General features: G+C 62.5%; 20 protein-coding genes. 10 read left to right on the forward strand and 10 right to left on the reverse strand.

Going from position 1 to position 21,516, the window contains the following annotated elements:
- Positions 1-181 precede the first annotated feature (181 nt).
- The 5 genes from AC3WQA_RS03945 (at position 182) to AC3WQA_RS03965 (ending at position 4,355) form a co-directional block, all read left to right on the forward strand.
- Positions 182-493: a hypothetical protein gene (locus tag AC3WQA_RS03945; RefSeq protein ID WP_492673792.1), complete on the forward strand. Its 312-nt coding sequence runs from the start codon at positions 182-184 to the stop codon at positions 491-493.
- A gap of 162 nt (positions 494-655) precedes the next feature.
- Complete coding sequence (gene hemH / locus AC3WQA_RS03950) at positions 656-1,732, forward strand: ferrochelatase (RefSeq protein WP_492673793.1); 1,077 nt, start codon at positions 656-658, stop codon at positions 1,730-1,732.
- Positions 1,729-3,183 carry a protoporphyrinogen oxidase gene (gene hemY, locus AC3WQA_RS03955; protein WP_492673794.1) on the forward strand — a complete coding sequence of 485 codons (1,455 nt, stop codon included), beginning with the start codon at positions 1,729-1,731 and terminating at the stop codon, positions 3,181-3,183. The genes hemH and hemY overlap by 4 nt, the downstream gene beginning before the upstream one ends.
- A complete protein-coding gene (locus tag AC3WQA_RS03960) occupies positions 3,173-3,667 on the forward strand; it encodes a DinB family protein (RefSeq protein ID WP_492673795.1) in 495 nt (164 codons plus the stop codon). Before hemY ends, AC3WQA_RS03960 begins: the two co-directional genes overlap by 11 nt.
- A 19-nt stretch (positions 3,668-3,686) precedes the next feature.
- Positions 3,687-4,355, forward strand: coding sequence for a chlorite dismutase family protein (locus tag AC3WQA_RS03965; protein ID WP_492673796.1), 669 nt, complete (start codon positions 3,687-3,689; stop codon positions 4,353-4,355).
- Between the two features lie 202 nt (positions 4,356-4,557).
- Here the strand turns inward: AC3WQA_RS03965 and AC3WQA_RS03970 are convergent, their stop codons facing one another.
- From AC3WQA_RS03970 to AC3WQA_RS03980, 3 genes are all read right to left on the reverse strand, one after another.
- Positions 4,558-5,880, reverse strand: coding sequence for an amino acid permease (locus AC3WQA_RS03970; protein ID WP_492673797.1), 1,323 nt, complete (start codon positions 5,878-5,880; stop codon positions 4,558-4,560).
- Between the two features lie 307 nt (positions 5,881-6,187).
- Positions 6,188-6,589 (reverse strand): VOC family protein, encoded by a 402-nt coding sequence (locus tag AC3WQA_RS03975; RefSeq protein ID WP_492673798.1) that lies wholly within the window; start codon positions 6,587-6,589, stop codon positions 6,188-6,190.
- Between the two features lie 143 nt (positions 6,590-6,732).
- A complete protein-coding gene (locus AC3WQA_RS03980) occupies positions 6,733-7,254 on the reverse strand; it encodes a hypothetical protein (RefSeq protein ID WP_492673799.1) in 522 nt (173 codons plus the stop codon).
- 382 nt (positions 7,255-7,636) lie between these two features.
- On the opposite strand from AC3WQA_RS03980, the gene AC3WQA_RS03985 reads away from it, so the two are divergent.
- On the forward strand, positions 7,637-8,710 hold the full coding sequence (locus AC3WQA_RS03985; RefSeq protein WP_492673800.1) for a hypothetical protein: 1,074 nt from the start codon (positions 7,637-7,639) through the stop codon (positions 8,708-8,710).
- Between the two features lie 17 nt (positions 8,711-8,727).
- On the opposite strand, the gene AC3WQA_RS03990 is transcribed toward AC3WQA_RS03985, so the two are convergent.
- Complete coding sequence (locus AC3WQA_RS03990; protein WP_492673801.1) at positions 8,728-8,919, reverse strand: hypothetical protein; 192 nt, start codon at positions 8,917-8,919, stop codon at positions 8,728-8,730.
- 193 nt (positions 8,920-9,112) lie between these two features.
- Between AC3WQA_RS03990 and AC3WQA_RS03995 the strand changes: the two genes are divergently transcribed.
- Entirely contained in the window at positions 9,113-10,186 is a 1,074-nt protein-coding gene (locus tag AC3WQA_RS03995; protein ID WP_492673802.1) for a hypothetical protein, read from the forward strand.
- 17 nt (positions 10,187-10,203) lie between these two features.
- Here the strand turns inward: AC3WQA_RS03995 and AC3WQA_RS04000 are convergent, their stop codons facing one another.
- A complete protein-coding gene (locus AC3WQA_RS04000) occupies positions 10,204-10,332 on the reverse strand; it encodes a hypothetical protein (RefSeq protein ID WP_492673803.1) in 129 nt (42 codons plus the stop codon).
- Between the two features lie 298 nt (positions 10,333-10,630).
- Between AC3WQA_RS04000 and AC3WQA_RS04005 the strand changes: the two genes are divergently transcribed.
- Both AC3WQA_RS04005 and AC3WQA_RS04010 read left to right on the forward strand, forming a co-directional pair.
- Positions 10,631-11,338, forward strand: coding sequence for a hypothetical protein (locus AC3WQA_RS04005; RefSeq protein WP_492673804.1), 708 nt, complete (start codon positions 10,631-10,633; stop codon positions 11,336-11,338).
- Between the two features lie 75 nt (positions 11,339-11,413).
- The gene (locus AC3WQA_RS04010; protein WP_492673805.1) at positions 11,414-13,144 is read left to right on the forward strand and encodes an SH3 domain-containing protein; all 1,731 of its coding nucleotides are present in this window, start codon (positions 11,414-11,416) and stop codon (positions 13,142-13,144) included.
- Between the two features lie 387 nt (positions 13,145-13,531).
- On the opposite strand, the gene AC3WQA_RS04015 is transcribed toward AC3WQA_RS04010, so the two are convergent.
- The gene (locus tag AC3WQA_RS04015) at positions 13,532-14,389 is read right to left on the reverse strand and encodes a PA4780 family RIO1-like protein kinase (protein WP_492673806.1); all 858 of its coding nucleotides are present in this window, start codon (positions 14,387-14,389) and stop codon (positions 13,532-13,534) included.
- Between the two features lie 548 nt (positions 14,390-14,937).
- Between AC3WQA_RS04015 and AC3WQA_RS04020 the strand changes: the two genes are divergently transcribed.
- The gene (locus tag AC3WQA_RS04020) at positions 14,938-15,096 is read left to right on the forward strand and encodes a hypothetical protein (protein WP_492673807.1); all 159 of its coding nucleotides are present in this window, start codon (positions 14,938-14,940) and stop codon (positions 15,094-15,096) included.
- Between the two features lie 610 nt (positions 15,097-15,706).
- Here the strand turns inward: AC3WQA_RS04020 and AC3WQA_RS04025 are convergent.
- The 4 genes from AC3WQA_RS04025 to AC3WQA_RS04040 all read right to left on the reverse strand — a co-directional run bounded on the left by AC3WQA_RS04025 (position 15,707) and on the right by AC3WQA_RS04040 (position 21,497).
- Entirely contained in the window at positions 15,707-15,949 is a 243-nt protein-coding gene (locus AC3WQA_RS04025; RefSeq protein WP_492673254.1) for a hypothetical protein, read from the reverse strand.
- Between the two features lie 19 nt (positions 15,950-15,968).
- The gene (locus tag AC3WQA_RS04030; RefSeq protein WP_492673253.1) at positions 15,969-20,036 is read right to left on the reverse strand and encodes an RHS repeat-associated core domain-containing protein; all 4,068 of its coding nucleotides are present in this window, start codon (positions 20,034-20,036) and stop codon (positions 15,969-15,971) included.
- Between the two features lie 51 nt (positions 20,037-20,087).
- Positions 20,088-20,765, reverse strand: coding sequence for a hypothetical protein (locus AC3WQA_RS04035; protein ID WP_492673252.1), 678 nt, complete (start codon positions 20,763-20,765; stop codon positions 20,088-20,090).
- A gap of 177 nt (positions 20,766-20,942) precedes the next feature.
- Positions 20,943-21,497: a hypothetical protein gene (locus AC3WQA_RS04040; protein ID WP_492673251.1), complete on the reverse strand. Its 555-nt coding sequence runs from the start codon at positions 21,495-21,497 to the stop codon at positions 20,943-20,945.
- Positions 21,498-21,516 lie beyond the last annotated feature (19 nt).

Below are 21,516 nucleotides of genomic sequence, written 5' to 3' on the forward strand. Positions count from 1 at the left end.
GATTGTAGTGGCTGGGCCGCGTGGCCGCCACGTCACCCGCCCAGGGTGCTGCGTGCCCGGCAAGTGCGCCGGGGCGAAAGTGCGATTGTCGCCGAAAACCCGCCCGTGCGCGACCGCTTTGTCATGCGCCCGCGTATGGACAGGGCCGCGTTTCAAACTGGCGCGCGGGCGTCGCCGAGCGATGCCACGCAACGCCCGTGGCCGCCGGCCACGCTTCGGCGCGCTGGTGCAGATCGACGACGCGCCACACGACTGGTTCGGAGGCCGCGTCCCACGCGGCACGATGATCCCATTCACCGGCGACGCCACCTCGCACGTGCTGCACGCGCGGTCAACGCCGGCGGAGACCACCCGGGCCGGCTTCGATGGCCTCCCACACACCTGCCGTCCACGGCCGGCCGCTGGCCTGCTACAGCAACCGGCGCATCAGCCGCCGCGCCCCGAATCCCTCACGCCGCCAGGCATGGCCGCCGGTGCTTTTTTCCACGATTGACCTGTATCAGTGCGGCCCATATGGCCCGACGGTACAAAGACGCGGTTTTCAGAAAAACTGAAAACGATGCCGCCGTGATTCGGCCGCATCACATTCCATCTTGTTCATAAGGCGTATCAAAGCGCCATTGAGTCAGTGCGTCTGCGCCAAGGCGCATTCAATATGAATCCAGGCTTTCGCGAAATGGCTGCAATCGCGCGATCCGGCTTATCCATAAAAATCCTTAAGCATGGGATTTCCGCCATGCCCATGCGTTCGCAGGAACGCTGCCGCGAGGAAAGCGACGCCATGCCGCAACAAACCATCGGGCTGCTGGTCATGGCGTACGGTACGCCGCCCAGTCCCGACGCCATCGAACCCTTCTATACCCATATCCGCCACGGGCAAAAACCGTCCGACGCACTGCTGCAGGATCTCAAGGATCGCTATCGGGCCATCGGCGGCATTTCGCCGCTGGCCCGCATCACGAAGGCGCAGGCAGACGCGCTGGCGGCAGCCCTGAACGCCCGCGGCTCCGGGCCGTCATTCAAGCCATACATTGGCCTGAAACACGCGGAGCCGTTCATCGAGAATGCCGTCGCCGCGATGCACCGGGATGGCATCACGCAGGTCGTCGCCCTGGCACTAGCGCCGTACGGCGGCAACGCCAGCGTGCAGGACTACGCTGCGCGTGCGCAAGCGGCCGCTGCGCGGCTGGGCGGCCCCGAGATAATGCCCGTGTCCGGCTGGTACCGGCAGCAAAAATTCGTCCGCTACTGGGCCGGACAAATCGCCGCGGCTTTCGCCACTATTCCCGCAGATGAAATCCGCACGACGGCCGTCGTTTTCTCCGCGCACAGTCTGCCGAAAACCATGCCTGGCGTGAGTGAGCATTACCTGATGCAGTTGGAAGAAAGCGCACAGTCCATCGCGCAGGCGGCGCGGCTTGGGCATTATGTAACGGCATGGCAGAGCGCTGGCAGAACCGCGGATGCCTGGCTAGACCCCGACATCCGGGATTTGACCCGTGACCTGTATCGCCGTGGCGGTTATCGCACCTTTGTTTATTGCCCGACCGGATTCGTTGCCGATCACCTTGAGGTGCTCTACGATCTGGATATCGAATGCCGGGCCGTGGTGAACGAGCTGGGAGGGCGCTATATCCGCCCTGCCATGCCGAACGCCGCCCCATTGTTCATTGATGGCCTGGCGGATGCGGCGATGGACACGCTGGCGCATGCGATGGGAGTGCCCGCATGAGCAGCGCAGAGCCGCTGCACGCCGTCATCGTCGGCGGCGGCATGACCGGGCTCGCCGCCGCCTTCCAGCTGCAGCGCCGGCTGAGCGACAAGGGCATGGCACCACGACTGGCGCTGCTGGAGTCCGAACCCCGCCTCGGCGGCAAGATCCGCACCTCCACCCGCGACGGCTTCCTGATCGAACACGGCCCCGATTCCTTCGTGGCGAGCAAGCCGTGCGCCTACCAGCTGGTGCGCGATCTCGGCCTGGAAGACGACCTGGTCCGCAACCACACGGGCCAGGCCTTCATCGCGCGAGGCGATCGCCTGTACCCGATCCCCGCCGGCACGATGATGGGCATTCCGGTCCGGCTGTGGCCGCTGCTTGGCTCGCGGCTGCTCTCCCCGGCGGGCAAGCTGCGCGTGGTCCGGGACCTGTTCGCACACGGCCGGGACATCGACGGCGACCAGCCGGCCGGCGACTTTTTCCGGAAGCGGCTGGGCAACCAGATCGTGGACCGCCTGATCGAACCGCTGCTGTCGGGGATCTACGCCGGCGACGTCAACCAGTACAGCCTGCAGGCCCTGTTCCCGCAGATCCATCAGTTGAGCAAGCACCATCGCAGCCTGATCCGCGCAATGGGCAGCATCTACGGCCACCCGAAACCACTCCCCGCCAGCAAGAGCCGTGGGCAATTCCTCACCCTCAAAACAGGCCTGCAGGCCCTGACCATGCGGATCGAAGAGCGGCTGACCGCGTGCGCGATTCTCAAGGGTAGCCAGGCAAGAGCCATTCGGAAACAAGACGGGCACTACCGCCTGGAGCTGGATGACGGGCGCTCGCTGGACGCGCAAGCGATCATCCTGGCCGTTCCGGACGCCGTCGCAGTCGATTTGCTGCCTGCCGCCAGGAACGCCATTTCGCCGGTACTGTCGACCCCACCGACATCCGTCGCCAATGTGGTGATGGCCTTCCCGCAAGGGATCACGGGGACGTCGCTGGACGGCACCGGCTTCGTCGTGCCGCGCGGCTCGGGCCATGCGATCACCGCATGCACCTGGGCGCATCTCAAATGGCCGCACGTGGCCCCTCGCGGGGCGGCGCTGCTGCGTTGCTATATCGGCGGCGCCCACGACGCGCAGCTGGTCGATGCCCCCGACGCCACCATCGTCGACGCCGTAATGACCGATCTGCGGCGGATCACGGCGCTGCGCGAGACCCCCGCCTTCTGCCAGGTGACCCGCTGGAAGCATGCGATGCCGCAGTACGCGGTAGGCCATCTCGACCGTCTGGAGCAAACCCGCAAGGCCATGGCCGCGGCGTTGCCGGGCGTGTTCCTGGCTGGGGCTTCCTACGGCGGCGTGGGCCTGCCGGACTGCATTCGACAGGGCGAACAGGCCGCACACGACCTGACCGACCACCTGGAACAACGAAACCTGCTGGAATCACGAGAGGCACTCCATGTTGATTGAAAACCTTGGCCGGGCCCGCAAAGCGCTGCTGGACAGCCTCGACGGCCTGACGGAAGACCAATTGAACGCGACGCCACCCGCCGGTGGTCCTTCCATCGGCCAGCTCGCCCATCACCTGCAGGCGAGCGAGCGGGCGACCGCCGCGCTGGTCCTCGATGCGCTGCAGTCGCGCAGCGAACGCGTCGAGGAAAAGGACCCGTCGTTTCTCGCCGCTTGCCTGCAGCAAGGCTGCAACCACGACCACGCGGCCAGCGGGCGCTTCTCCGCGGCGGAACTGATTCGCCTGCTGGAAGAGTCGCGCTTCAGGGACCTGCAGTCGGTATTCAACGAAACTCACGAACGCGTCCTGGCCGAGCGATCGCTGGAGCACCCGCCGTTCGGCCGCATCAGCCTGAAAAACCTGCTCGACACCATCTGGATCCACGACGAACTCCACGGCAAGCAGATCGCGGCGATCAAGCAATCGCTTGGCGCCACCGCCTAAATCACGGAAAACCACCACCATGCAAACTCAGTTCACCGCGCAGCTGGCGATCAAGTTCACCTCGAAGTGGCAGGAAGCGGGCAAGGACGACCGGGCCGCGGCCATCCAGGAAGTGGTCGACATCTTCGACAAATACGCCGGCCGGGTCGGCCTGCGCGGCACCTACGTCGTGCAGGGCTTCCAGGCCCACACGGACATCCTCTTCTGGATGTTTGCCGATCGCTTCAACGACATCCAGGATCTGCAGCTGGAGATCCGGCGCTCGTCCCTCGGCCGATACATCACCACGCCCCACGCGTTCACGGGCATCACCAAGCCGTTCGAGTTTTCCGAGCACCCGACATCCTTCGCGGTCGGCATGCGGCCGCGCGAATACCTGTGCTTCTACCCCTTCATCCGCAAGCCGGAGTACTACCTGTTGCCGAAGTGGGAGCGCAAGGCGCTGATCGGCGACCACGGCGACATCGGGCACGAGTTCACCCCCGACATCCTCACCAACGGCGTGTATGGCTTCGGGCTGGGCGACTACGAATGGCTGCTGACCTTCGAGACGAACGACCTGGGCCGGCTGGTCGACTGCGTGCGCAAGCTGCGCGAATCCAAGTCGAGGCTGTACATGCAGGATGAGCACCCCTTCATCGTGGGACGCTATTTCGCGCTGGAGGACGGCCTGGCGCAGTACGCCTGACGGCCAGGGCAGGAAGTGTCAGGGACAAGATGAGTCACCCGGTGGGCGGCCAACCGGCCGCACCGCTGTCCGGCGGGGCGGCTCCAGCGAAGCGGACGCCGACCAGCTGACCGAACACGGTTCGCTTGTCGCCAGGGCAGGAGGGAATGCCTTCGATGTGTTTGTCGAAGTCCGCCCTCCGCCAGCGGCCACCCCACCCGGCTTATCCAAGCGCCTCGCCCTCGGCGCGCCGCTGCTGGAAGCGTCCACGGAACCAAAAGCGGTAGGCAAGCGTGAGCGCTACGAGGAACGGTACGCCGCAGACCAGCGTCATCCGGAATGCGCTGGTGAAGGTGGTCGTCAGGAGCGCGCCCAGCATCAGCGCCGCGCCCAGCAGCGAGGTCGCCGGATAGCCCCACATGCGGAAGGCGAGGGCCTCGCCGCGATAGCGCCGGCGGAAGAACAGGTGGGTGACGAAGATCATGAACCAGGTGAACATCGGGGCGACCATCGAGATCGCCATCATCAGCATGAAAGAGCGGTCGGGGTAAAGCAGGTTCACCACCGTGGCCAGCGCGATGCCGAGCGCCGAGAGCAGGAGCGCCGCCACGGGCACGCCGTGCATGCTGAGCCGCCCCAGGCGCCGTGGCGCGTAGCCTGCCCGCGCAAGGCTGAACATCATGCGCGTCGAGGTATAGAGCTGGCTGTTCATCGCGGAAAGCGCCGCCACCAGGATCACGCCGTTGATGACTCCTGCGGCGCCCGGGATATGCGTCGCCACCATCACCTTGACGAAGGGGCTTTGATCCCCCCCCGCAGCCGTCCACGGCACGATCGCCAGCATCAACGCCAGCGTCAGCAGATAAAACAGCACGAGGCGCACCAGCGTGGCGCGGAAGGCGCGCGTGACGGCCTTGCGCGGCTCGCTCGCCTCGCCGGCCGCCACGGCGATCATCTCGATGCTCAGGTAGCTGAAGATCGCCACGATCACCGCCACCCACATGCCCCAGACGCCCTTGGGGAAGAAGCCGCCATGCGCGGTGTAGTTGGCCAGCCCGATCCCCGAGCCCGCGGGCGCGCCGGCCACCACCCACGCGCCGAGGACGATGAAGGCCACGATCGCCGCGATCTTCAGCATCGAGAACACGTACTCGACAGCGCCGAACACCTTCACGCTGACGATGTTGACGCCCAGCAGCGCACCCGAGAAGCCGAGGATCCAGTACCAGCCCGGAACGCCCGGGAACCAGTACTTCATGTAGACGGCGATGGCCGTCACTTCCGTGCCCACGGCCACCACGATCGACGACCAGTACGCGTAGCGCACCACGAACCCGACCCATGGCCCGATGTAGTACTCGGCGTACGCACCGAACGATCCCGTCGTGGGATGCGCGACCGTCATCTCCGCCAGGCAGCCCATCAGCAACAGCGCAATCAGCGCGCCGATCGCATAGCTCACCAGCACGCTCGGACCGGCGAAGCTGATCGCAAAGCCACTGCCGAGGAACAGGCCGGTGCCAATCGCCCCGCCAATGGCGATCATCGAAAGCTGCGCCGATGAAAGGCCGCGCCGCAGCCCTTGCTCCCGTTCGGCGATGACGTCGAAACCACGTTTGGTCATGGTCTTGTTCCCTGCGATGCCGGCGATGTCCGCCCAAGCCATCGATGTCGTGGATGCCGGTGTGGGCGGCGAAGATCGGCACGCGCGGCGGACGGGCCGCCGCCGTCGTGCTCCAACGAGCCACCCAAATGCACCTGGCCCTGCGCGGGATTCAAGCCGCAACAGGGCCAGTTCGCAGCGTCGGGTTTACTCCCGGCGATGGGAGCAGCGAACCAGACCACGCCTGTCCTCACTGCCCCGGTTTCCCGCTCATGTGCAGCACGCCCCAGCCGTGGCCATCCGGGTCGACGAAGCTGTGGGTATACATGAAGCCGAAATCCTCCGGCTCGTCGTAGGTGCTGCCACCCGCGGCGAGCGCCCTGGCGACGAGGCTGTCGACCTCCTCCCGGCTTTCGCAACTGAGCGAGAACAGCACCTCGACGGCCTTACTGGTGTCGCAGACCTCTTTCGGCGTGAAGTTGCGGAACTTCGCATGCGTGGCCAGCATGAGGGCGATCGCGTCGCTGATCTGGATGCACGTCGCGCCGTCGCCGGTGAACGTCGGGTTGACCGGGAAGCCAAGCGCGGTGAAGAAGGCCGTGGACCGCGCCATGTCGGCGACCGGGAGGTTGATGAAGATCTGCCTGCTCACGAGCATCTCCTGCAGCGGGTGGAGGAAGGCAACCGTGGCCCGAGTGTACTTTTCCCGGCAGCACATCGTTCGTCCGACCGGTGCACGATTCGATGGACGGGTGAACCTGGTCCCGGTTCCAGCGACCGGCTTCCCGGCTCGCTTCAGAAAAACAGTTCCCTGAGCTCGTCCAGGTTGCTGCCGCGCCCACCGGATTCCTTCTGGAAATCGCCGGTCACATCAGGCACCAGGGCCTCGAATATGTCCTGGGCAAAGCGTCTGCAGTTGCCCTTGTCGTAGCTTGGGTAGAGCCGTCGAACCTCGCCGAAAGCCTGGAGTACCCTCCGGCAGGTGATCGTGTTGCGGCTGACGTGCCGCTCGACAAGCGTGTTGTACTTGCTCGCCGAGGCGCCGAGCTGGAAGGTGTCCTGGCCGTTGTTTCTCGAGATGCGAAGCAACACCGGCCGCCACTGGACGTACCCGCGCTTCACCCGCGTCGTGGGGACGGTGTAGCCAAGCTCGATCATGAGCTCCTGATGATGGGATCCGTCCCAGCCCGTGCCTCTCAATGCGATCGACCGGACGAAATAATGCTGGTACTTGCTGAAGGGGAACGCGGCGTTCATCTTCAGCGAGTTGTCCGTTCCGCCACCGCGGGCATCGTCGTCTTCCCAGAGATCTTCCATGGCACCTCACCTCGTTGATGGCTCTACGAGGTAATGCGCAGCCGGCGGTGCGATTCAGTCAGGGAATGCCAGTGGGCGAGAAACAAGGCGATTGGGCAGATATCTCATCGACTTCAACCAGGCGTGGGTCGGCGAGCACGGGGTAATCCACCCGGTTGCAGTTCTCGTGCAAAACCGGAACCCACTCGTCGCCATGCATCGCCCGGCTTACCTCATGCCTCTGGCCCGATCAGCAGGGCGCCTCCTTTTTTTTGCGCGACTGCGGGCTCTCGTCAAATCCGGGCCAGCGCAACCTGCCCCTGTTTCCGGGGAAGAACGCGACACTTGCCGGTTCGAAGCTTCATCCCCAAGCTACGCGCTCCTTATCTGGAAGCCCCCGCGCATGACACAGGTCGAGTTTCGCGTTCCGCTGCATCCACTCGATACGTTGTTCGGCCACGCGCGCGCTGCTCTTCGTGGCGTTCACCCGCTGTCCGATGGGTCTGCTGTCCTGCATCTGACTACGCGCAACAGCGAGCTGAAAGACCGGCGGACCTGGCTGCTCGTGGCAGACGAACACGGCCTGCGGCCGCTGCCCATCCCCGCTGAGCTCGACGCACGGATAACCGCTTGTCGCGAGGATCCGGCCACGGAGCGGGCAAGCTACGGCGCGCCGCTTTCGTTCCAGCTCGGCGACCGCATTGGGCTGCTCGTGGCCGACCGCTGGGCGTGGATGTTCGATCCGCTCGGCGGTTCGGACCCGGTCGAAGTCGCCATCGAACCACTCGCGCTGGCCAACGGCGTTATCGCCGCCAAGTGCTACCTGCCCCAACGGTGCGGTCGCGGTCGCGACGGGCGGGTACCCGTGATCTTCCGGCACCCCGATGCGTGGCCCGACTACGTCTGCTACCTGTCGACGCTGGAAATCGACCTCGACGCGGGCCGCGGCCGCTGGACCCTGCGGTCCCCGACGGGGGAGCCCATCGTCGTGCGCTATCGGGTCGACCCGGAGGAATTCAACGGCGTGCCGGAGTACGCGGGCACCACGCTGGGGGATGCGCTCTGGCTCGGCGACCGGTTCCGCCTTTTCACGATGGGCAACCGCTCGCACCACGGCCGGATGGGCATGCGCTATGTCAGCGTGATCGAGTGCGACGCCGACGGCAGCAACCCGCGCGTCGTCCGCGAGATAGACGAGAGCGCCCATGGCCTGTTCGCCGCCGATGGTCGCCACCTGCTGCTGTTGCCGTTCACCAAGAAGGGCCCTCGCAAGGGCAAGCCCTCGCTGGTCGATCTCCACACCGGCACCGAGATGCCCCTGGTGGTCCGTGGCCTGGCGTCCTACATGCCGCAGGCCTTTGCCGACGGCCGCGCCTGGTTGGCCGGCGGCGCGGGTGCGGGCAGCTGGGCAAGCTGGACCGAACTGTCGCTTGGCGATGGCGACCGTGGCGAGGTCGTGGCTTGCCGGGTGGCTTAGGGCCGCCATAGCTCCGATCAGCGCCCTACCGCGCTGCCCGATGCGCTGCCATCACTGTTGCCTGTCCCGTGAAGGCCGAAGCTCACGGGCAGCACGACGCCGGCGGCCACCGGCTTGCCGCCCACCCATTCGGGTTTGACCTGCATGGTCTGCATCGCATCCTGGGCGGCCTGGGCAAAGCGCCGCGCGGCGCGCTGGGTGTTGACCACGTCGTGCCGGGATAGCTCCAACCGAACTGGGTCAGGTTCACTTGCTCCATCCGACAAGTGAACCTGACCCCGTTTTTCCTCGTCAAACCCGGGCCAACTCAACCTGCCCCCGTTTCTGGGGAAGAACGCGACACTTGCCGGTTCGAAGCTTCATCCCCAAGCTACGCGCTCCTTACCTGGAAGCCACCCGCGCATGACACAGGCCGAGTTTCGCGTTCCGCTGCACCCACTCGCTACGCTGTTCGGCTACGACCACGCCACGCTTCGCGGCGTTCACCCGCTCTCCGATGGGTCCGCTGTCCTGCACCTTTTCACGCACGACAGCGAGCTAGACGACACGCGGACCTGGCTGCTCGTGGCAGACGAACATGGCCTGCGGCCGCTGCCCATCCCCGCTGAACTCGACGCGCGGATAACTGCTTGTCGCGAGGATCCGGTCACGAAGCAGGCAAGCTACGGCGCACCGCTTTCGTTCCAGCTCGGTGACCGCATCGGGCTGCTCGTGGCCGACCGATGGGCGTGGATGTTCGATCCGCTCGGCGGTTCGGACCCGGTCGAAGTCGCCATCGAACCGCTCGCGCTGGCCAACGGCGTTATCGCCGCCAAGTGCTACCTGCCCCAACGGTGCGGTCGCGGTCGCGACGGGCGGGTACCCGTGATCTTCCGGCACCCCGATGCGTGGCCCGACTACGTCTGCTACCTGTCGACGCTGGAAATCGACCTCGACGCGGGCCGCGGCCGCTGGACCCTGCGGTCCCCGACGGGGGAACCCATCGTCGTGCGCTACCGGGTCGACCCGGAGGAATTCAACGGCGTGCCGGAGTACGCGGGCACCACGCTGGGGGATGCGCTCTGGCTCGGCGACCGGTTCCGCCTTTTCACTATGGGCAACCGCTCGCACCACGGCCGGATGGGCATGCGCTATGTCAGCGTGATCGAGTGCGACGCCGACGGCAGCAACCCGCGCGTCGTCCGCGAGATAGACGAGAGCGCCCATGGCCTGTTCACCGCCGATGGTCGCCACCTGCTGCTGTTGCCGTTCACCAAGAAGGGCCCTCGCAAGGGCAAGCCCTCACTTATCGATCTCCACACCGGCACCGAGATGCCCCTGGTGGTCCGTGGCCTGGCGTCCTACATGCCGCAGGCCTTTGCCGACGGCCGCGTCTGGTTGGCCGGCGGCGCGGGTGCGGGCAGCTGGGCAAGCTGGACCGAACTGTCGCTTGGCGATGGCGACCGTGGCGAGGTCGTGGCCTGCCGGGTGGCTTAGCGCCGCCATGGCTCCGATCAGCGCCCTGCCGCGCCGCCCGATGCGCTGCCATCACTGTTGCCTGTCCCGTGGAGGCCGAAGCTCACGGGCAGCACGCTGGCGGTGGCCACCGGCTTGCCGCCCACCCATTCGGGTTTGGCCTGCATGGTATGCATCGCAGTCTAGGCAGCCTGGGCAAAGCGCCGCGCGGCGCGCTGCGTGTTGACCACGTCGTGCTGGGATAGCTCCAACCGAACGGGGTCAGGTTCACTTGCTCCATCCGATAAGTGAACCCGACCCCGTTTTTGTTTTTCGACCCCGTTTTTCTGGCGAAGGTCTGAAAGACGACCTTGCCATCAAGCCAATAATGGCATCATTTAAAGATGCCGGCACAGACACGAGGAAATTACAATGATAAGCTTCAGTAGTAAATTCAATTACATACGATGCGCGCTTGCAATAGTCTTGACTGTCGCAGCTTCTGGCCTTCTGCATGCCGCCGACTCGGACGGATCGTCCGATTACGATGGCGCCTTCCTCACATTCTATGTGGTGCACGATCACGAGCACTTAGCCTTCCGCTCTTACCAGATCACACCATCGACCCGCGACGCATTCACCAAAGCTTGTACACATAGCAAGCAGATATGGATCAATAGCCAGCATTTCTCCTGCCTGTCTTCCAAGGTTTTGGAAGATAGTTCGGCCATGCAGGTCGAAATATCCCTAGATGCCGAGAAATCCATGTCTGGCAACTATTACATGGTTTCCGTCCAACCGTCTTCCTTCGCGGTGCTTCGCAACTTGAATACACAAGAACGCTCCGCCCTACAGAGGGATATGAATACAGCAAAGAAGGTTTCGGCCAAACAGCATATTACGGCTACAAGTCTTAGCCACGCCATGGCGACGGACGGACAAAACCGGTCACTTGTATTCATTCCATATGGAAAAGATAAGGACGGCAATCGATTGACCTATGTGTTTTCATTTTCCAGCGGTCAAAGCACTTATGTTGGCACGTTGCCTAGTTGGCCTGAAAAGCTTGTCAACTTAGGCCATAGTGACGCTCCACTCGCCATCGTCGATCTAGCTGGGGATGCGCTGGTTTTCCAGGCGTATTCGATTTGGCCACGAGTCAAAGGAGAAATGTTCGTTGGCGAAGGTGGTTAGGGAAAAGTCGTGTAGATAGGAATGAAGCGTTACAGTAGCGCGATCTACTGGCAGCTGGTGTAGGTACCCACTGGCATGACGCTCACTCCGCCGACCGATGCCACCGTCGACGTCGACGGCAAACACCACGCGCTCGCCACGCTCAATTGGATACCCGGCAAGACCGAACGAGGTCAGGTTAACTTTCCCTACCTGATAAGTGAGCCTGACCCCGTTTTCGAAATCAGTGGATTGGGGTTGGCGCATGGCATACCATTGCGGCACCATTTTCCGCACAAAATCTGGGTGGGACCATCAAATTCGCAGCATAGCGAATCGTATTGCAAAACAGTTGTTTACCGACAGCATAGAGCGGACTCTTGCATCACCGATGCGGTGAAGCGAATCCGTGATGAGAATCCCATGAAAACCTTCTTTACATACGCCAAACATCACGCCTATCCAGCTTGGCTGGGCGCAGCCGCTTTCACTCTGTGCTGTTTCTTGCCTGCGCAGGCCGGCCCGATAGCAGTGCAGGACAGTCGCTGGGTGGTTGGCTCTTATGTCAATATTCATGAAGATCCCGACGACAAGTCCCGTGTCATCGACCATCTGATCACGAATACACAGGTACGGCTTGCCAACGAAAATGGCCGCTACTGTGCCATCACGTGGGGCAGCGCGCACGAAGGTTTTATTGTGTGCCGCTATCTCGGCACAAAGCCGCTGAGCCTCCGCGACGTTGAAATAACCGACTCGACCGAAAACCAAGATCACATCGAGCCGTCGCCCTTGCGCGCATTCTGGATCGAGCCGAGCTACGCGCGACTATGGGCAGCCGGTTCGGAACTCGAGCAGCGCATGCTTTCGACCGTCGCCCGTAAGAAGGAAGGCGAGCGTTTGCAGGCCTGGGCGGACGAGCAGTCCAACAAACCCCCGATCTTCGTGCGCTTTCCAGTACCTGAATTCGAGGCGATGAAGGCGACGGCTCGCAACGGCATGCTGGAAAGCGTGTCGAACGCTCCAACGTATCCGGATGCCAAGGCGTTAACCGCAAAGAATCCTGACCCGTATGAGTACCAGGACCTGTCAGATGTACTCTCCCCGAAACTGCACTACTTGCCAGCTATCAGCACGTACCGATTTCGTTCTGCTACGGAGATCGGTGCGATGCTGAATACAACGGAGCAGCTGAGCGCGCTTTTCCGAATTCCATACAAGGTAGAAGCGACAGGCAAGCCTTATGCAGTCGCCCCCAATTACGACGTCCCTTACATCTATGGAAGTTGGGACGTTGGCGATGTGAAGCTTTCCCTTGTAAAGCCTGTATATGACATAGGCATCTATCATGATGGCCGCATTCGAACCCAGAAGACCTGGCTCGAAGAACGCGACCACTATTTCAGTGATTCAGAGGCAACGGAGGAATGCGGTAGCTTAAAGATCGGGGCACATCTCGAGGGAAGGGCTGATTCTCCATATTCTGTCACAAACCTCCCGACCGCCGGCTTGCTGCTCTATTTCCGCACGCCACACCCCCTGAATCTTTCGCGAGCGAGAATTCAAAGAAAGGTGCATACGCTCAGGGCCATCCCCAAGAACCTGATGGAAATCACGCCGGAGGGCAATCCGTACCAAGTCATCGTTTACACCGTTACCTTGGAAGGCGACGCCTCGCCGGACTTCGTGGTGGTCGAGCTACGGGGCGCCGACTATACACCTGATCCTCACACTGATGGAATTACGACAGTTGCTCGCTACTATTTCGTGAATATCGCAGGAGACTGGAAACTACTTGACGCGGACTCGCTGCAGAATTGTGCGTAAGCCTGCACGAGCGGCGTATGCCCCGGATGGGATGGCATCGAGACCGCGTTGAACACGTGACGGAAGTTTCTGGGACTCCGGCTTGCGACCGAACGGGGTCGGGTTCACTTTCCCCACCCGACAAGTGAACCTGACCCCGTTTTCGTGAGGCAATCCTGCTGGGCCGGGTGCCCCGGCCGGAAGAAAACAGACCGGCACAACCCAAAGCTGTCACCATGATCCTGCGGCGAATCCCCGCCCACAGGAGCATCCCATGAAAGGCATGAACCAGAAAAAGAGCGGCAAAAAGAAACCCCTGAAGACGGCCAAGGAAAAGAAAGCCGAAAAGGCCGCCAAGAAGGCCGCCAAGAGCTGACCGACGCCATCGCGCACCGCTCGGCGCCAGCTTCAACCCTCCGCCTGCGCCGCCTCGCGCCCCTGCTGGCGGATGAGGGCTTCCTCACGCGCATCGATGATTGACTGCATCACGCTGTCGACGTCCACGGTGCCCTCGTCGAACTCGAAGTGGCCGCTCAGTTCGCTGTCCGGCCGCAGCTCGCCCTGCTCGAACAGCGCCCACATCTCCTCGGCATAGTGCGTATCGAGCAACTCCGGCGCGAAGCGCGACAGGCTGATCGTGATGTTGCCCACGTCCCGCCGCAGCATGGTGCGCGAGGCATTGTTGCCGGCGGCGCTGACCACCTGGGGCAGGTCGATGATGACCGGGCCATCGGCTGCCACCAGCACGTTGTATTCGGACAGGTCGCCATGGATCAGTCCCTCGCACAACATGCACGCGACCTGGCGCATCAGGAAACGGTGGTAATCGCGCGCCGTCTGTGCCGACAGTTCCACCTCGCCCAGCCGCGGTGCCGAAAAGCCATCGGCATCGGTGACCAGCTCCATCAGCAGCACGCCGCCAAAGTAGCCGTACGGCCGGGGCACCCGCACGCCCGCGCCCGCCAGTTGATACAGCGCATCCACCTCGGTGCTTTTCCAGGCCGCCTCGGCCTCCTTGCGCCCGAACTTGGTGGCCTTGCCCATCGCGCGAGCCTGACGGCTGCCACGCACCTTGCGGCCTTCCTGATACTGCACGCGCTGCTGGAAGCTACGCTGGGCCGTGTCCTTGTAGACCTTCGCGCAACGCACTTCGTCGCCCGTGCGCACGACATAGACCGACGCCTCCTTGCCGCTTTTCAGCGGACGCAGGACTTCATCGATCACACCGTCGTCGACCAGTGCCTGCAGGCTGGCAGGGGATTTCATGCGTGGAAAAGCTCGCTGACGGAAAAATGGCCCGCCATTATGACTGACGGGCCGTTATCCGCTGGCCGTGCCCCGCGGCCGCCCGTCCAAATATGCGCGGCCACGCCAGAAACCGGCTTGGAGCTGCGCCCCACACGAACCGGCGCGCTCCATCAAACCGCTGCGGACCGAACGGGGTCGACCGAACGGGGTCAGGTTCACCTTCCCCACCCGATAAGTGAACCTGACCCCGTTTTTGCTGTGGCGGACAGGACGGAGCGATGGTCGCAAGCCGGACGCCTGCCTTCGTTTCGAAATCTCCATTGTTGATCTCGGTCAACAAGCGTCGGCGCCGATGACCCGAACATCCGGGTGTTGCCAGCGCGATCTGGCATCGACAGGCACAGCCGGAGGCTCCGGTTGAGCCAGGACGACGGGCAAGCCGACGATCCCGGCGACATCCATCCAGGCCATCGGTTCCGCGCCGCGTTCCCGTATCTCCATGGTCTCCTTGATACGCCACAGACATTGATGATCTCACTTGACACCCTACTGCGGAGGGTCAGCTCATGTCGCCGATCAAGCTGGTTTCACTGATGGTTCTCGCCTCCCTGGCAACAGGCCAGGCATGGTCGCAAAATGCATTGATGAAGCAGGCCCAGGGTCTGTTCAAACCGATACCCGCCAACGCGCCGCCGTTGCCGGGCTGCGTATTGCCATCGAGCTGACCATCTGTTGCCAACACGGCTGACCATTTCAGGCAAGTGAACTGACCAGCAGCAGCAGCTTTTTGACCAGTGAACGTCGTAGCTGTAATGCGTGATCTTGCTGCTGTCGTCGTTCAACACGCGACCGCGTCACTGACGTGGCCGACCATGAACCGCTATGTCTTGCCTACCGCCAAACGTCATGCATCGAAGGCCCGCATGAGGCGGGCGTTCGATGCATGTGCCCCAGCTTGGCAGTGAGGTTTTACCCCATATTTCCCTGCAGCCCTTTTTCTAACCGCAAGGTTCTGGTTGACGGCGCGCATCGGTCATCGTGTGGCGCTTGCCGTTGGCGTAGTAGGCGTGCAGCGTGACGTGGCCCAGCATGTCTGTGACGGTTGCAAATTAATTTCCTCCGCCTCCTTATTGCTGCTTCTGCAGGTAGCGCAGCCGACACCCGCCGCCCTGGTAGAGCCGAAGGCGGTGAACTCGACTGTGGCGACACTGAGTGGCGCCTCGCAGCCATAGAGTCCACCGCCTCCCCTCATTGGGAGGCGAGAGGATCCAGTGATGGACGAACACCAATGAAATAAACAAGGCGCCTCCAGAGGCGCCTTGTTCGGTACTCAGGTCATTCACGCGGTGCCGAACTTCCCGGCAATTGTTCGAAGTCTTCATCTGGCTCAAGGTAGTGGATTAATCCAGCCCCAGCCATTCTGACTATCACACCGGAACGCAAATAGCTCCACTGTTCTTGTGGAAAGAGCGTGGTGTACTCATTCGTGTCGATAGAGCATACAACAACTCCTACGCGCCCCCCCCCTAATGCCACATGATCGCCTAGCCTGACTTCTTTCCCATCTGCATATTTCATTACGCGCCGCCTCCCTTTCTCACAGAGGCACTGCCCCGGGTGGCGGCGGCGGCTCTGTCACGCCAATCGCAGACCAAAAGCACTGACAGTTATTGGGATTCTGGTTCATTCGATACAGGTGTACGTGATCACCCGGGAAAGGGTAATGGGGTTTGCTTGGGGGAACTTTATCAAGGCGGTAACCAATCGTGCCCACTTGGGGCGAACACGGTGGGCAGGAGTTATCAGCCTTATTGCACATTTTTCCGCCAAGCCAATTGCCGACGGCACCGCCCGCAACAGCACCACCTGCAGCACCTGCAGAACCACCAGACTCTCCTCCAGCAACGCCACATCCAACAGTACCTACACCAGGCGCAACCAGCGTGCATGCAGCACCACCACCCACTGCGCCGCCCGCCCCGCCAAGCACTCCTCCTAGAACTCCACCACATGTGGCCCCAGCGGCCGCCCACGCGGCTTGGCATGTCTGTCCCGACGAAGCTAGGCCCAATGGATCGATCGAGCCCAACGGATCTCCATCTACGTAGGCGTAAATGTTCTCCCCTCCCTCTTCCCCAATCGGATCGCGACTGAGCCAGCGGCCTACGGCTGGATCATAAGCACGGTACTGCGTCAGAAACAGACTTGATCCTTGGTCATGCAGCATACCTGCATACCCGTAGTCGGGATGTATACCCCTTGCCCGTGTTGTGACGCCATACGCACCGTACTTGGCAGTGCCCAGCATTTTGCCGTTGGCGTCCGTCGCACCAACCACACTGCCTAATTGGTCGCGCACGTAGTACAGCGCCTGCACCCCATGGATTTCACCCTGGTCGAAGTAGTCCGCCATCACCACGTCGTTGCTATCACGCACCTGGCAAACCGCCGACCCACACCACAGATAGCGAGCCTGCGTGCTGGCAGCGCCGTTCTGGTGGGTGATCATCAAGCGCCGGCCCCAGCCGTCGTAACCGTAACGGGTGACTTCACCGGTTGCGGTATTGGTCTGGCTGACCAGCCTACCAGCCGCGTCCCATGTGTACTGATGTACGCCATCACTGATCAGATTGCCATCCGCATCGTACTGCCATGACATGCCGTTGACCGTGCTGAGCTGGTTCAGCGCGTTGGCAGAGGCCGTGAGGGAGAACGAGGCACCCGCCGCCTTCAGCAGATTGCCGGCCGCGTCGTAGTCGAAGCGGCTGGCATCCCGATCGTCACCGCGCACATCCGTGAGTCGGTATGCCGCATCGTAGCGATACCGCTCGCTGTCACCACGACCATCTTCGTTGTTCCCGTCATCGCGACCGTCATGGCCCCATCCGTCGCGATCGTGACCGTAGTCGTGCTGCAAATCGTTCGCTACCGCCTGTTCCGCATCAATGGTATCGGCCCGATCGTCGTGATTGCCGTCACCATCGTGATCCCTCCCTTCGCGCAGCCGCGGCCACTCAAGTTTGGCGGCTGTCAGCAGATGCTCGGGACTGTGAGCATATTCCTGCAAGGCCTCCAGGCGCCGCCCCTTGACGTCCAGGTACATCAGACGATGCAGTTGCCGGTCACCACGGTTGGACTCGTACTCCATGTTCAACGCAAGGCCGGGCTGGCCGGAGGGCGTCATCAGCACCCGCCACGTCAGCTGGTCGGTGTCGCCGAGGTAGCTGTATTGGAAGTTGCCAAGCGGGTTGGTTTCTTCGCTCAACCGACCCAACGCATCGTAGGTATCGCTCACCGTCACGTCCGTGGTGCGGTGAATGACCCTGCCCAACGCATCGTAGGCATACTGCGCGCTGTCATTCGCACTGAACGGCCCCGTCTCCTGTGCCAGTTTGAGGGCGCCAGGTTGACCGGCTGGCACATAGCTGAAGCCGGTGTTACCCAAGCCGTCCGTCATGCCAGTCAGGCGGGAATAGTAGGGATCGTAGCGGTAGGATGCCGCCGCCGTGGGGTTCACGGCATGCAGGTACTGCACTCCAGTAAGCAGGTCAGCCAGGTCATAGCTGTACGCCATGGTCTGCCCCAACGCATCAGTCTGGCTAATCAGACGGCCAACACCGTCATATGCGTACGTCGAGCCCTTGCCATCGGCATAGGTCTTGGCGGTCACCCGGCCTTCAAGGTCACGCGTCCACGTGGTGACGTTCCCGTTCGGATCGGTCATCGTGTGGCGCTTGCCGTTGGCGTAGTAGGTGCACTGCGTGACGTGGCCCAGCGGGTCGGTGACCGCGATGAGGTTGCGTACGGCGTCGTAGCCGTAGTGGGTGGTGTTGCCCTGGCGGTCAGTGACGGCCACGAGGTCTAGGCGGTTCCACGTGTACCGGGTGGAGGTGTGGTCGGGATAGCTGACGGATACTACGCGATTGAGCGCGTCGTACTGGAACTGGCGCGTGTAGCCCGCAGCATCAGTGCTGGTGGCGACGCGGCCTTCGGCATCGTAGGTGTACCGCTGCGACACATGCCCGAGCGCGTCGATGACGGCCAACAAGTAGCCGTTGCTGTCGTACTGGTAGCGCGTCATGTTGCCCAGAGGGTCGGTGGCCGAGGTGCGTTGGCCGCGGGCGTTGTAAGTGTAGGTGGTGGTACCGCCCGCCGCATCGGTCGTGGTTAGCGGCTGATGCTGGCCGTTGTAGGTGGCGCTCGCCAGCGTATCGAAACCGCTCGCGGTCTTCTGCTGCACCTGGATCTGGTCAACGCCGTTGGGTGCGTACGTATAGGTGGTTTCGCGGCCATCGGGGTCGATCTTGGACGTGACCTTGCCGTACGCGTTGTAGGTGTAGTGAGTGACCTGACTGCTGCCGTCATCCAGCACCCGACCCACGTCACTGGGCAGGTTCAGCGTGCCGGGATAGTACGGCCCCGGCTGGCCGGCATAGTCGTACCAGATCATGCCTTCCAGCGGATACTTGACGTTCTCCAGCACGCGCGAGGTGTAGTAGCAGCACGGATAGGCGTGCAGGAAGTGCTTCATGCGCGCTTTGCTGTAGTCGCAGCTGGTCGTGCCATTGCTCACCGTGCAGGCCGCCGCGAACGCATTCTTGTCCCAGTAATACGAGTCGCGGTAGTTGAGGTAGGCATTGAAGGTATTCATGCCGCTCGGCGCCTGCGACACGCTGAAAGGTGCACCGGGCGCACCGGGCATGTATTCGGTGCGCTCGGTATGCCCGGCGGGATCGGTCGCCTGGATCGACAACTCCGTGGCATTGCCGTTGGCGCCTTCGGTGTGTGCGAAGGTGGTGGTGCCGTAGGGCGTTGTCATCGCCTGCACGAACAGGGCGCTGTCGTAGGTGAAGGTGGAGGTCATGCCGATCGCGTCGGTGATCGACACTAGACGCCCTTGACTGTCGTAGGCCAGGGTTGCGTGGCGACCGAACGGATCGGCAATGCCGGTGACGAGCAGGGGCGCGGTGCTGTTGCCGTAGGTGAAGGTGGTCTGCTGGCCGATCGCGTCGGTCACTGTGACTAGGCGATGCTGGTTGTCGTAACTTAGCGTGAGGGCATTGCCCTGCGCATCGACGATCCGGGTGAGGAGCACCTTGCGCGGGTAGGTAGTCGCGCCGTCCGGCATGGCGAAGACGTCCTTGCTGCCATCGGCGTAGCGCAGTTCGTAGCTGACCGGGTTGCTGGAGGTCATGACCAACACCGCGCCGTTGTCCGGTTCGGGCGAAAACGCACCGGTGGTTGCGTTGTATCCACTGTAGGGCCAGCCGCCGCCGCCCGAGACATAGCGCAGCACCTGACTGCCTGGGTTGCTCGGATCATCCTGGATCCAGCTGATCCAGTTGAGCGTCCACTTCTGCCCGACGCTGAAGGTATCGAACACTACCGGCTGGTCGGCTTCGCGCTCGTTGTAGGCAATCGTGGTCTCCACCGTCGGTCCCAGCGGCGGGGTGTAGCCAATCGGTGTATCGCGGATGTTGAGGCCAGCGAGCAGCGATTTGAAGGAGTACACCGGCATGCCATGGGCAGACCCGCAGCTATTGCTGTCGGCGCTGTCGCACGGCGCGTTGGCATTGGGATCGTTGGCCTGTGTGACGCCAGCCCACGCTTGCATCGTGGTAATGACCAGGATCATCGTTAAAAGTAGCTTGCTCAGCGTCTTCATAAGGTTCTCTCTATCCATGCGAGCGACGTTCGGTGAACCAACGCCGTTGAATCAGTGAAGGGGGAGAAGCGAAATCGGATCGATGCGTGTGCTGGGAGAAACAGGCCGCCCCGAGGTGGTGCTGACCTGCTGGCCGTCGGTGTGACGAAACGCACCTTGCCGGTAGCGCGCCAAACAGGCGCCATCGCCTTTCTGGCAAAGCACTGCCACGCAACCGGTCAGATCGTGGAAGAGCGTGAGGTCGTCGGCACTGCCGGTGGCGGCTTCGTCGTGCGCGGCGTCGTGCGGGGCGTAACGCACCAGATCGCCCACGTGATACGGCGCGGCGGTGAATTCGGTGCGCAGCATGAAGAGCGTTAACGACTGGTTGGTTGTTCCCTTGGGCACGTTGATCGTCACCATCTGCACATCGTGCAGGTAGGGTGTTATCGAAACGGGCAGGCTTTTCCAGTAGCCGTGCGACTTGGCCCAGTGGAAAACCTGGTTCATGTCCGCCGGCGTGCCCACGCTCGCGAGCCGGCCAATGACCAGGTGAGGATAAGCGCCGTCGACGAGCAGGCCACAACGATCAGCACTGCAAATGGGCTGCAAAGGTTTGCCATCCGCCGCGCGTGCAGCGCGGTTGAGCAAAAGCAACAAGGTGAGCGCCAGACCTGTGGTCACCTTGCGCCAATGGCGTCCACAAACCTCAAGACCTGTAGTCTTGACCGGGCTACGGAACGATTTCATGCCCCTTGTCTTCCCTGACATCAGCGACTCCCCAGGCCCTGATTCGATGATGTCGCCATGAGCCGCATCGCGGCAGGCGATCACACGCACTATCTCTTCGCCTGCGCATAGACGTCAACAAGCAAGATCTTGCGCCGAGATGAACTGTCCTGCTATCGTCTCATCGACCTCAGTGCCTCATCGGCAACGCCATAGGCGACGCCACAAGCCCTCGTCCGTAGCCCCGCCGCACCGCACAGATACACGGCACTGAATCTGTCGCGGCCTAAGGTAGATCTGCTGCACACCCCAGCCCATCGCCAGCATCATGGCCATGACGCCGACGAGACGAAGCAGCAAAACCGGTACGGGCAGCGGCGAATGCGAGGCCAGGTACCATGCCTCAAGCAATTCGAATCCCAGGAAGCCCATGACGATACGGCCGAACAAGGCCAAGCCGCGCAGGGATGCCGCAAAGTGCACGCTTTCGCTGCCAAAACGAAGCGAGTGTGTAAACAGTAGCAGGCGTATTTCCCGATCCGTGAGGTCGGCTTCATGCTTCAGACGGATCAGGTTTTGCCGATCCAGTTGAGGCCGATCACATCGGAAGCGCGTACGGAAGGCCCGTTCTTCTTCCTGTGCCAAGCGGTCACGAGCCTCCAGCGAGAGCACCTCCGCATCCGCCGCGCCTTCGCGGACGGCATCCACCAACTCGGACTTCAATTGGTTCCACTTGATGTCGTGCTCTTTCATGGACGAACTACTCCTGGGA

The sequence above is a fragment of the Rhodanobacter sp. FW106-PBR-R2A-2-24 genome (genome assembly GCF_058789615.1).

Coding starts and splice junctions, on each gene's coding strand:
- AC3WQA_RS04000 (WP_492673803.1), bottom strand. CDS start 10,332: ATGCAGGCCAAACCCGAATGGGTGGGCGGCAAGCCGGTGGCCACCGCC.
- AC3WQA_RS04035 (WP_492673252.1), bottom strand. CDS start 20,765: ATGAAATCGTTCCGTAGCCCGGTCAAGACTACAGGTCTTGAGGTTTGT.
- AC3WQA_RS03985 (WP_492673800.1), top strand. CDS start 7,637: ATGACACAGGTCGAGTTTCGCGTTCCGCTGCATCCACTCGATACGTTG.
- AC3WQA_RS04010 (WP_492673805.1), top strand. CDS start 11,414: ATGACGCTCACTCCGCCGACCGATGCCACCGTCGACGTCGACGGCAAA.
- AC3WQA_RS04025 (WP_492673254.1), bottom strand. CDS start 15,949: ATGAAATATGCAGATGGGAAAGAAGTCAGGCTAGGCGATCATGTGGCA.
- AC3WQA_RS03960 (WP_492673795.1), top strand. CDS start 3,173: ATGTTGATTGAAAACCTTGGCCGGGCCCGCAAAGCGCTGCTGGACAGC.
- hemY (WP_492673794.1), top strand. CDS start 1,729: ATGAGCAGCGCAGAGCCGCTGCACGCCGTCATCGTCGGCGGCGGCATG.
- AC3WQA_RS03980 (WP_492673799.1), bottom strand. CDS start 7,254: ATGGAAGATCTCTGGGAAGACGACGATGCCCGCGGTGGCGGAACGGAC.
- AC3WQA_RS03965 (WP_492673796.1), top strand. CDS start 3,687: ATGCAAACTCAGTTCACCGCGCAGCTGGCGATCAAGTTCACCTCGAAG.
- AC3WQA_RS03995 (WP_492673802.1), top strand. CDS start 9,113: ATGACACAGGCCGAGTTTCGCGTTCCGCTGCACCCACTCGCTACGCTG.
- AC3WQA_RS04040 (WP_492673251.1), bottom strand. CDS start 21,497: ATGAAAGAGCACGACATCAAGTGGAACCAATTGAAGTCCGAGTTGGTG.
- AC3WQA_RS04015 (WP_492673806.1), bottom strand. CDS start 14,389: ATGAAATCCCCTGCCAGCCTGCAGGCACTGGTCGACGACGGTGTGATC.
- AC3WQA_RS03970 (WP_492673797.1), bottom strand. CDS start 5,880: ATGATCGCCATTGGCGGGGCGATTGGCACCGGCCTGTTCCTCGGCAGT.
- AC3WQA_RS04020 (WP_492673807.1), top strand. CDS start 14,938: ATGTCGCCGATCAAGCTGGTTTCACTGATGGTTCTCGCCTCCCTGGCA.
- hemH (WP_492673793.1), top strand. CDS start 656: ATGAATCCAGGCTTTCGCGAAATGGCTGCAATCGCGCGATCCGGCTTA.
- AC3WQA_RS04030 (WP_492673253.1), bottom strand. CDS start 20,036: ATGAAGACGCTGAGCAAGCTACTTTTAACGATGATCCTGGTCATTACC.
- AC3WQA_RS03945 (WP_492673792.1), top strand. CDS start 182: ATGCCACGCAACGCCCGTGGCCGCCGGCCACGCTTCGGCGCGCTGGTG.